This is a genomic window from Accumulibacter sp., from assembly GCF_031732815.1.
Lineage (GTDB): Bacteria > Pseudomonadota > Gammaproteobacteria > Burkholderiales > Rhodocyclaceae > Accumulibacter.
In genome coordinates this window covers 1-7,769 of record NZ_JAVMKF010000055.1, presented here as the reverse complement: position 1 = coordinate 7,769, position 7,769 = coordinate 1, and the positions used below count along the sequence as shown (strand labels likewise).

Here is a 7,769-nt window from a genome sequence, read left to right as displayed (position 1 = left end):
GCAGGGCGGGGCGATTTTTCCAGGCGCGCAGTCTAGCAGCTTTCCGCTGCGCGTCCTAACCGCGGGCGGACGCCGTGGGCTGTCTCGGCGTGGTGCCGATTGGCGCCGTTGCGCGCCCCTGGCCGCGATACGCTCACCGGGTAGACGATGACGCCGGCCAGGAGCTCGCTGAGCAGCGCGAGTGCGAGCTCGCCGTTCGCTTCGAGCATGCTCAGATCAGCGCTGGAAGTTCATGTCTCTTCTTGCAACGATCTACTGGTTTGACACCGGGGGGTAACTGGGTGTCCATCCCAGCCAGCTGGCGACGATGGCAGCCGGATAACGCAGTTGCAATGGGAAAGTAGTCCAGGCTTTGAGCAGCGATTGCCGAGCCAATGCCCGATCGCCTTGCGGATGTTGCAGGTGGCTCAAACCGAATTGCGCGTGATAACTCGCCAGTTGCCGGCGGAACTGCCATTCGGACAGGGCACGGCCGTCGCGGCTGGCCAGTCCCCAGCGTTGCCGCGCCCGGTGCAGCAACGCCGTGCGGTAATCGATGGGGCGCACCATGCGGTTGCCCTGCAAGGGATGTTGGCGATACAAGGTGGTGGCTTTAGCCAGCTTGAGAAACGGCGTGTACTGGGCGATGCGGAACCAGAGGTCCCAGTCTTCGCTATAGGGTAGTGCTTCATCGAACACGCCGCAGTGCTCGAATACCGACTTGGAGAACATGGCGGTGCTGGTCAACACCCAGCAATCGAGCAGCAGCAAATGGTGGATCCAGCCGGAAAACGACTCGTCGATAGCATCGCCGGGAACCGTGCTCTCCACCAGTTCGGGTGCAGGAAACTGGCCGGATGCGTCCTGTACCCAAAGCTGGAAACTGGTATAGACCGCACTGTATTCCGGGTGTCGAGCAAAGGCCTCGATCTGGCGTTGTAGCTTCTCAGGATACCAATAATCGTCATGATCCATCAGGCAGACAAAGTCGCCCTGCGCTTCACGAATACCAAGGTTGCGCGCCGCACAGACGCCGCCGTTGCTCTTCCGGATCAGACGCACGCGGTCACCGTATTGCTCGACCAGCTCGCAAGTCGCGTCGGTTGAGCCGTCGTCGACGATGAGCAGCTCGACATGCGGATAGGTCTGGCCTAACACGCTATCGATGGTCTGCCGGATGTAGCGTTCGCAGTTATAACTGGGAATGATGACCGAGACTAGGGACATTGCTTAAATCGGATTCGACGACACCTGCCCGATGCGGTGCATGTTGTGGGTGGCTAACTCGATCAATTGCTTCCGCTTTTCCTGCAGAACGTGGTCGGCTACCGCGAGCGCTTGCGCGGCGTGTGCGAGAACCTGTTGCAGGTCGCTGCATACTTGCTGTTCGGGCAAATCCCAGGTTTCGAGATAGTAATCGAGTTTGGAACGGCGGCTGCTCAGACCGATGTGGGGCACGGCAAAGGATTGCGAAGTAACGTTGCCGTGCAGGCTGGTGCCGATAAACAATTGCGCGCTGGCGACGGTGTACATGATGTCCCAGATGCTGGCTTGATCGCTGATCAGCGCGCAGGGTGTTTCAAGCTGTTGCTGCAGCGCGCGCAGGCCAATCTGATCGTCGAGCCCGACATAGCGGCCGATCGGCAGCAATACCGTGGTCAAACGATGCTCGCGATAGAGCGCTTCCAGAAGCTGCGTCAGGGTGTGCAAATTCTGCTTGACGAAGTTGTAATTGGCGTGAAAACACACGTAACGCTGGTTGGCCAATTGACCGGTCAACGCTGGTGTGATCAGCGTTCGCAAGCGCGCCAGAGGATATTGTTCCGACATGAGCACAGCCGAATCCGGAGCTACGTGCAGTCTGTTGTGGGCGGCAGCGGTGGTGCACAGTCTCTGCGTTTCATTGTCGCGAAACGACAGATACGCGGCCTGAGCCAGCTTGTTCAGCGCAAGTTGGCGCTCATCGTCCGGAAACCTGGCCAGCTCTGAGCCGCCCACCGCGTTGTACAACACCTTAACTCTGGCAGGAAAGTCCTGCGGATCGGCGATCCACGGGAAATGCGAGTTGCTGCCGAAGTAACGTCGGCTCCAATCGTTGGCGGTTGCCACTCCCAGCACGCGACGGAAATAATAGATGACATGGTTGCCGACTTTGCCGAGCAGATTGGCATGCATGCTGTACCAATCGCTGCCCAGGGTGCCGCCTCCACAAAACAGAATGCTGTCGCCATCCCTCAAGATGCCGGGGCGGCTCAGCTTGCTGATCGGTTGGGTGGGAAAACCGCCATAGGCCGAGAAATCGCTGGTTTGCAAAGCGTAGCATTGAAAACCCAGTTGCGGGTAATGCTGCGCCAGGAAGTTCTTGGCAATAATCGGAAACAACATGTCGCCATAATTGAAGCGATCATAAGCGCCTAAAGCATAGACTGTGATTTGAGTCATGACGATTGCGGGTGGTAGAGTCCAAGTCGCTGCAACAATTCCTGTTCGATGCCGGCCGGTCGGCGCATCAGCAGCCACATCAGCAGTAGTACGAAGCTGAAAATCAGCGCGCCACAGGCAATCAGCACTGGCAACAGCAGGCCGACCGGCATTTCGGGAAGCAGCCGTTGCAGGTGGGATACGCCGAAATAGAGCGCTGCTCCGGCAACCATGGGGCGTATCCAGGAAGCACAGATCGTCAGTGGGCCGACACTCTTGAACATGCGCAACAAGTAGAACAAACGCAAGAACGCCAGCGCCGATACCGCCAATCGGCCGTATAGCACATACTGCAGGTCGAACTGTTGAGTGGCCAACAGATAGACGACGCTCAGCGTGGCGATGCCCTCGAATATGTACAGCAAGGCATACGCGCGGGCGCGATTGAGCAAGAGTAAATACTGGCCGATGGGCTGGCTGAAGCCTTCCAGCGTGGCAAGCAGCGCCAACAGTACCAGATAGTCGGCGGCAGCGGCGTAGGGCTGTCCATAGAGCAGCGTCAATGCCGGAGTTGCGACGGCCGCTAAACCGACACCGCTGGCGGTCGCCAAGGTCGCGGAGATGTTGCACATCTTTTTGAAATTGTTTTCCAGCCAGGGACGGTCGTTCTGCTTGGTGGCAAGCGCCGGAAGCAACACGCGGCCAATCGGATGAAGCAATTCGAAAACCGCCAGCGAGGCCAGTTCGCCGGCAATGGCGTACAAGCCAAGCAAGGCGGGTTTGTAATAGGCCGCCAGAACAAGGCGGTCGGCCTTATTGGTCAGAAAGATTGCCACGGCACGCAGCATGATCCAGAAGGAGAAGCCGAACATCTGGCGGCGCTCGGTCAGGCACAAGCGTGGCCGATAGGGATGCAAGGCATAGCTGAGCGCGACTCTGCCTAGCGAGCGCGACAGTCCGCCGAATACCAGAGCCCAATACGAACGTAGCCAGAAGGCGCAAGCAATGGTGGTGGCGATGGCGATGACTTGAACTGCGACATTCAACTGGAAGTCTTTGTGATACTGGAGATGGCGGCGAAAGTCGGCGATGCCGATATTGGTCAGTCCGGCGATCAGCATCGACAGCGCCATTACGTACAAAACTTGCTGATAACGGGGATCCGGGTAGAGCAGAGAACTGAAATAGCCGCACACGGCGATCAGCAAGGCGGAAACGCTGTGGGTGATCACGGTGAAGGTCCACACCGTGTTGTAGTGACTGGGCTGCGGATTGGGGTGGCGAATCAGTGCGGTATCGGCGCCGAGGTCAGTGAAGGCGTCCATCAGGCCGATCAGAGCGGTGGTGACGGCGATAATGCCGAAGTCTTCCGGTGTCAGCAGGCGGGCGACCACCGCCATCGAAAGGATACCCAGGAAGCGCGACAGCCAGCGCATGGCCATCGTCCAGAAAGTACCTCTGAGGACTTTTTGGCTGAGCGAGGTGTTATTTGGCTGTGACATGGTGACTGACTTACGACGGCAGGCGTTGCAGCCACCGGGGGAATGGTTTGGCAACCCGTTGCCGCCAGCCTGCCAGCGAGAACGGGCGACCGCCCCGGCTAGTGTGGTGCAGGTTGTAATGGGCTTGCTGCATCGGAGCTGTCCGGCCGGCATCGTCGGCAGGCGGTTCGCTGAAGCTGTCCGTCACCAGGTCGCTTCCGCTGAGCAAGATGCGTACCGCATGTGGGAAGCGCTGCAGCGCCGATGACACTTGTTGCGGTAGAGCCTGGCCAATTATTCTTCGCGCAGCGCTGACTTTGCGTGGCTGCGTGCGCAGCAAGGTGAGCAAGCTTTGCCGGGAGGTGCAGCAATCGACGTTGAGCGTCAGTTCCTTGCGCCACAGATCGCTGCTCAGTAGACCTTGGTGATCATAGTGTTGAAAACAGGTATGCGCGTTGTATTCCTCGGCGGCAAGCCAAAGGATGAGGGGTGTCAAACCGACCCTCCGCACATCGCTTGTCCTTTGCAGGCTGGCGACGCAGAAGCATTTGCAGAAACCCCAGCTCACCACGCGTTGACGCTTGGGCGATCGTCGTTGCCACTGATCGATGGCTCTGCGGATATCGGGAGCACGTTGCACAAAATGGCGCGGTTTACCTGGCGGGCATGTGTTCGCTGTGTGCCGATGAGAGCTGCTTGGTCAATTGCGGATTGAGCCGCTAGTCGGTGACGGCGATCTGGGTACCGGCGGATGGGGCTTGTTTGAGGTACTTTTCTTTTTCCGGTCTGGCATGCGGGTCGATCATTGCGCCGGATACGCGCGAACGCAGGAACCGGGTGCCGAAGCTGTAAGGCCATGAAATCCGAGAACTTCAAAGCAGTGTATGACGGTCGAAGCATCGCTGTCAAGCTGGGATCCAATTCCTCACCCTGGCACCCTGTCGGGCTTGAGGTTTGGCGGGTGGCCCCAGAAATCGTGGGCGATATCGAGTTCCTGGCCGAAAACCGCCATGCCAATGTATTGAGCCGACGATCAAACGTTGCCGGGCGGCCACCGGGAAGACCGCGCTTGCCCGCGGTTCTGAGAAGACACGCGAGATCCAGCGGGCGATCAACCATGCGCCGGCGATCAACGCGCCCCGGATGACTGGTCGGTCCATGCAATGTCGTTGTGCTCACGCGCATCGGCATCCGGAGGCAGCAGCGCCGGATCGACCCCGGCATGGGCAATCGTTTCGTGCCGGTCGACGACGAGCATCGACGCCGGGCCGAGCGCCAGATGACCGGTCGTCGACCCGTGTTTTCGACTTGTCGGCGATGGCGCATCAGGTGAGGAGTTCGCCCAGCATGGTGTCCAGGCGTGCACGAATTTCCTCGCTGCAGTTTCGCTTGAGGTATCTGAAGGCCAAAAGGTACACCGGGACCAGTGCGCGAAAAGTGTCATAGGGGAGCTCGCTGGTGGCACACGCCTCGCGCGCAAACGCCCAGAGCTGCCCGGCGGGATTTTCCTTACGCTGGATGGCGGCCGCCCCGGCCGCGTCCATTCCCGCCATCGATAAGGCGAACAGGCAGATGTCGAGGCCGGCGAGCGCGGTGACGCCATAGTCCTTCCAGTCGAAGATGAGCAGCCGGTCGCCGGCCCGTGCAAGATTGTTCAGCACCAGGTTGCCGTGTTGCGAAATGGCCGGGATGTCGCCCCAGACGGTCGGATCCAGGCTCAGTGCAAGGTCGCGCAACGGCGGGCTGACGGCGGGCGATGTGGCCAGGCAGGCGACCGCCTCGCGCATGAACGTCTCGTTGTCCTGCCGGAGGATGTCTGCCTTGGCGCTGGCCTGCGCGGCGGCAAGAAAGCCGATCAACTGACGCCTGAGCGACGCTCCCGAGCTTCCAGGACTGGCCAGGTCGCTTACTCCGACAGGCACATGTTCGACCGCGCGGGCGATCAGAATGCTCCAGCCGGCGAGGCAGGTATGCGCTATCGGTTCGGCCGTATAAGCCGGGAAACGCTCGCGCGCCAGGCGAAATCGGTCGAACTCTTCAGCCAGGCTGCGCTCGCGACATGCCTTGACGTGGAACCAGCTCCCGGTGCCATCGCCGACATCCAGCCGCAGCGTGCTTTCCGTAGTGAGCCTTACATTGTGAATCAGGCGGGCTTGTGGGGACACCGCGCCCGCCTTGACCAAGGCCTCCCGGACGAATCTCAGCAAGGCTTGTATCCCCAGTAGAACAGGACGTTCTCGATGAAGCGGTTGAGGCTGAGTCCGACGACGATCCGGCGTGCGAGATAGCCGGCCGTACCGAGCGAAGCGCGCGAGGCTTCGAGTGCGCGACGGAAGGTGATTCTCGAGGCCTGCGCGTCGACCGAAGACAATCCGCGCGGATTGTCGAGGCCGGGAAGCAGGTTGAAGACCTCTGCCTCAGCGAAGCCCGACCTGTGCAGGACGTTGCGACACGAATAGACCCCCAGCGCGCGTACGCGTCTTGTTGCGCGGGGACGCTCGCACCAGGCACGCGGACTTGAGCGGTTCAGTCCGCAGCCGACGACCAGACCGCCTGGTCGCAGAACGTGGGCGACGCGTCGCAGGCAGTCCTCGGCGACCTGCTGCGACGAGCGCTGACTGAGCACCGACGCCAGTTCGTCCAGCGTATGGTGCAGGATGACGAGGTCGAAGGTGTCGGCAGCAAAGGGCAGCGGCGCGTCGTACGCCGCTTCGCAGGTCTGCACGCGCCTGCCAAGGCCAGCGGGCTTCCACGGCTGAGTGATCGTGTCGGTCAGCCGGCAACTGACCACCAGATCGGCTGGCCAGGTGTCGTCGACGACTCGCCCTGCGTCGCCTAAACGCAACTCCAGTACTGCCGCTTGGCCGGGTGGTGTCGGAATCTGGTACAGGGCACGTAGCTGCGCCTCGCAGGTGGCGTACACCCCGACAGCCGGCGTCTCGATCGACATGACGACGGAAGCGCGTTGGCTAGGCGGCGCGTGGCGCGATCAGAACCGCAGGCGGAGTAATGGGCGTCAGGACGCCTTGACACCAGAAGCTTTCGCGCGCCATTGCGCAGGCGAAATCGAGAAGCCGCCGCACGCCGACGGGAAACCATACGGGAGCGATCTGCTGCAGATGGCGGTTGCGATAATCCGGGTCCTCGGCAGGTCTACTGTTGCCCATTAGCAATATCCGATGAGAGGTTGGAAGAATCGAGATGCGGCGCATGCGGCTTGTGCAGCAGTCGTGCAGTGCCGTGGTCGGCTGACGACGGCGAAGTATAGCCCAGCCGTCAACGTACCCGGTGAGAACTAGGTCACATAAATCGGTGTGATAGAAGACACACCCGGAACGGCCCTGGAAACCCCGCCGGACGAGTGAGGATCGAGCCGTCGCTGGCTCCGGCGCAGGAGGCCGCCGCGTCCGAAGCGCTTGCCGAGACGACGGTGGATCTCCTATCCTTCTCTCTGTCTTTTCCTTGGCCCGGGACTGCCACACCGCTTTCGATCTTGTCGGACAGTCACCGCGCCCCGACATCGCAAGGCCCACTGCATGGATCAGCAAGAGTTCAAGAACCTCGTTGCGCGTGCCGAGTTTCAGGCGGAAAGCGATCCGCGCGGCTATCTGCTGCGCGTCTGCGGAATCGCCGCGCTGGGCCTCGGCATTCTGGGCGTGGTCATTGGGCTGGCGCTGGTCAACCTGGTGCTGATCGCCGGGTTGCTGCTGCTGGTCATCGTTACCGGCGGCAAGGCCCTACTTCTCTTCCTCAAGCTCGGCAAGCTGCTGGTTTTGCTCGCGCTGCCGGTGTGGGCGATGTTGCGCGCCACGTTCACGCTGCTCTGCGCGCGTTTCCCGCCGCTCGTCGGGCGCGAGATCGGCAGCGACGAGGCGCCGGCGCTTTTCG

The 7,769-nt window shown here is 60.9% G+C and carries 8 protein-coding genes and 1 pseudogene; 1 reads left to right on the top strand and 8 read right to left on the bottom strand.

Translation table 11 applies throughout. The features are described from left to right. Window positions 1-252: 252 nt before the first annotated feature. The 8 genes from RKP46_RS04860 to RKP46_RS04825 all read right to left on the bottom strand — a co-directional run bounded on the left by RKP46_RS04860 (window position 253) and on the right by RKP46_RS04825 (window position 7,093). Window positions 253-1,206 (bottom strand): glycosyltransferase, encoded by a 954-nt coding sequence (locus tag RKP46_RS04860; protein ID WP_311105580.1) that lies wholly within the window; start codon window positions 1,204-1,206, stop codon window positions 253-255. A 3-nt stretch (window positions 1,207-1,209) separates the two neighbouring features. Then, the gene (locus tag RKP46_RS04855) at window positions 1,210-2,421 is read right to left on the bottom strand and encodes a polysaccharide pyruvyl transferase family protein (RefSeq protein ID WP_311105579.1); all 1,212 of its coding nucleotides are present in this window, start codon (window positions 2,419-2,421) and stop codon (window positions 1,210-1,212) included. Continuing rightward, window positions 2,418-3,902 (bottom strand): oligosaccharide flippase family protein, encoded by a 1,485-nt coding sequence (locus RKP46_RS04850; protein ID WP_311105581.1) that lies wholly within the window; start codon window positions 3,900-3,902, stop codon window positions 2,418-2,420. The genes RKP46_RS04855 and RKP46_RS04850 overlap by 4 nt, the downstream gene beginning before the upstream one ends. Window positions 3,903-3,912: 10 nt before the next feature. After that, a complete protein-coding gene (locus RKP46_RS04845; protein ID WP_311105578.1) occupies window positions 3,913-4,377 on the bottom strand; it encodes a hypothetical protein in 465 nt (154 codons plus the stop codon). Between the two features lie 633 nt (window positions 4,378-5,010). Then, entirely contained in the window at window positions 5,011-5,139 is a 129-nt protein-coding gene (locus RKP46_RS04840; RefSeq protein ID WP_311105577.1) for a hypothetical protein, read from the bottom strand. A gap of 67 nt (window positions 5,140-5,206) precedes the next feature. Beyond that, window positions 5,207-6,088: a hypothetical protein gene (locus RKP46_RS04835; RefSeq protein ID WP_311105576.1), complete on the bottom strand. Its 882-nt coding sequence runs from the start codon at window positions 6,086-6,088 to the stop codon at window positions 5,207-5,209. Next, the gene (locus RKP46_RS04830) at window positions 6,082-6,831 is read right to left on the bottom strand and encodes a class I SAM-dependent methyltransferase (protein WP_311105575.1); all 750 of its coding nucleotides are present in this window, start codon (window positions 6,829-6,831) and stop codon (window positions 6,082-6,084) included. Before RKP46_RS04830 ends, RKP46_RS04835 begins: the two co-directional genes overlap by 7 nt. A 19-nt stretch (window positions 6,832-6,850) precedes the next feature. Further along, window positions 6,851-7,093, bottom strand: coding sequence for a hypothetical protein (locus RKP46_RS04825; RefSeq protein ID WP_311105574.1), 243 nt, complete (start codon window positions 7,091-7,093; stop codon window positions 6,851-6,853). A 324-nt stretch (window positions 7,094-7,417) separates the two neighbouring features. Between RKP46_RS04825 and RKP46_RS04820 the strand changes: the two are divergent. Further along, window positions 7,418-7,769: pseudogene (locus RKP46_RS04820) on the top strand (peptidase M48); the annotation flags it as partial.

What these genes read in the sequence shown, in the direction of transcription:
- RKP46_RS04840 (WP_311105577.1), bottom strand. Translation starts at nt 5,139, where the DNA reads ATGCTCGTCGTCGACCGGCACGAAACGATTGCCCATGCCGGGGTCGAT.
- RKP46_RS04825 (WP_311105574.1), bottom strand. Translation starts at nt 7,093, where the DNA reads ATGCGCCGCATCTCGATTCTTCCAACCTCTCATCGGATATTGCTAATG.
- RKP46_RS04850 (WP_311105581.1), bottom strand. Translation starts at nt 3,902, where the DNA reads ATGTCACAGCCAAATAACACCTCGCTCAGCCAAAAAGTCCTCAGAGGT.
- RKP46_RS04855 (WP_311105579.1), bottom strand. Translation starts at nt 2,421, where the DNA reads ATGACTCAAATCACAGTCTATGCTTTAGGCGCTTATGATCGCTTCAAT.
- RKP46_RS04860 (WP_311105580.1), bottom strand. Translation starts at nt 1,206, where the DNA reads ATGTCCCTAGTCTCGGTCATCATTCCCAGTTATAACTGCGAACGCTAC.
- RKP46_RS04830 (WP_311105575.1), bottom strand. Translation starts at nt 6,831, where the DNA reads ATGTCGATCGAGACGCCGGCTGTCGGGGTGTACGCCACCTGCGAGGCG.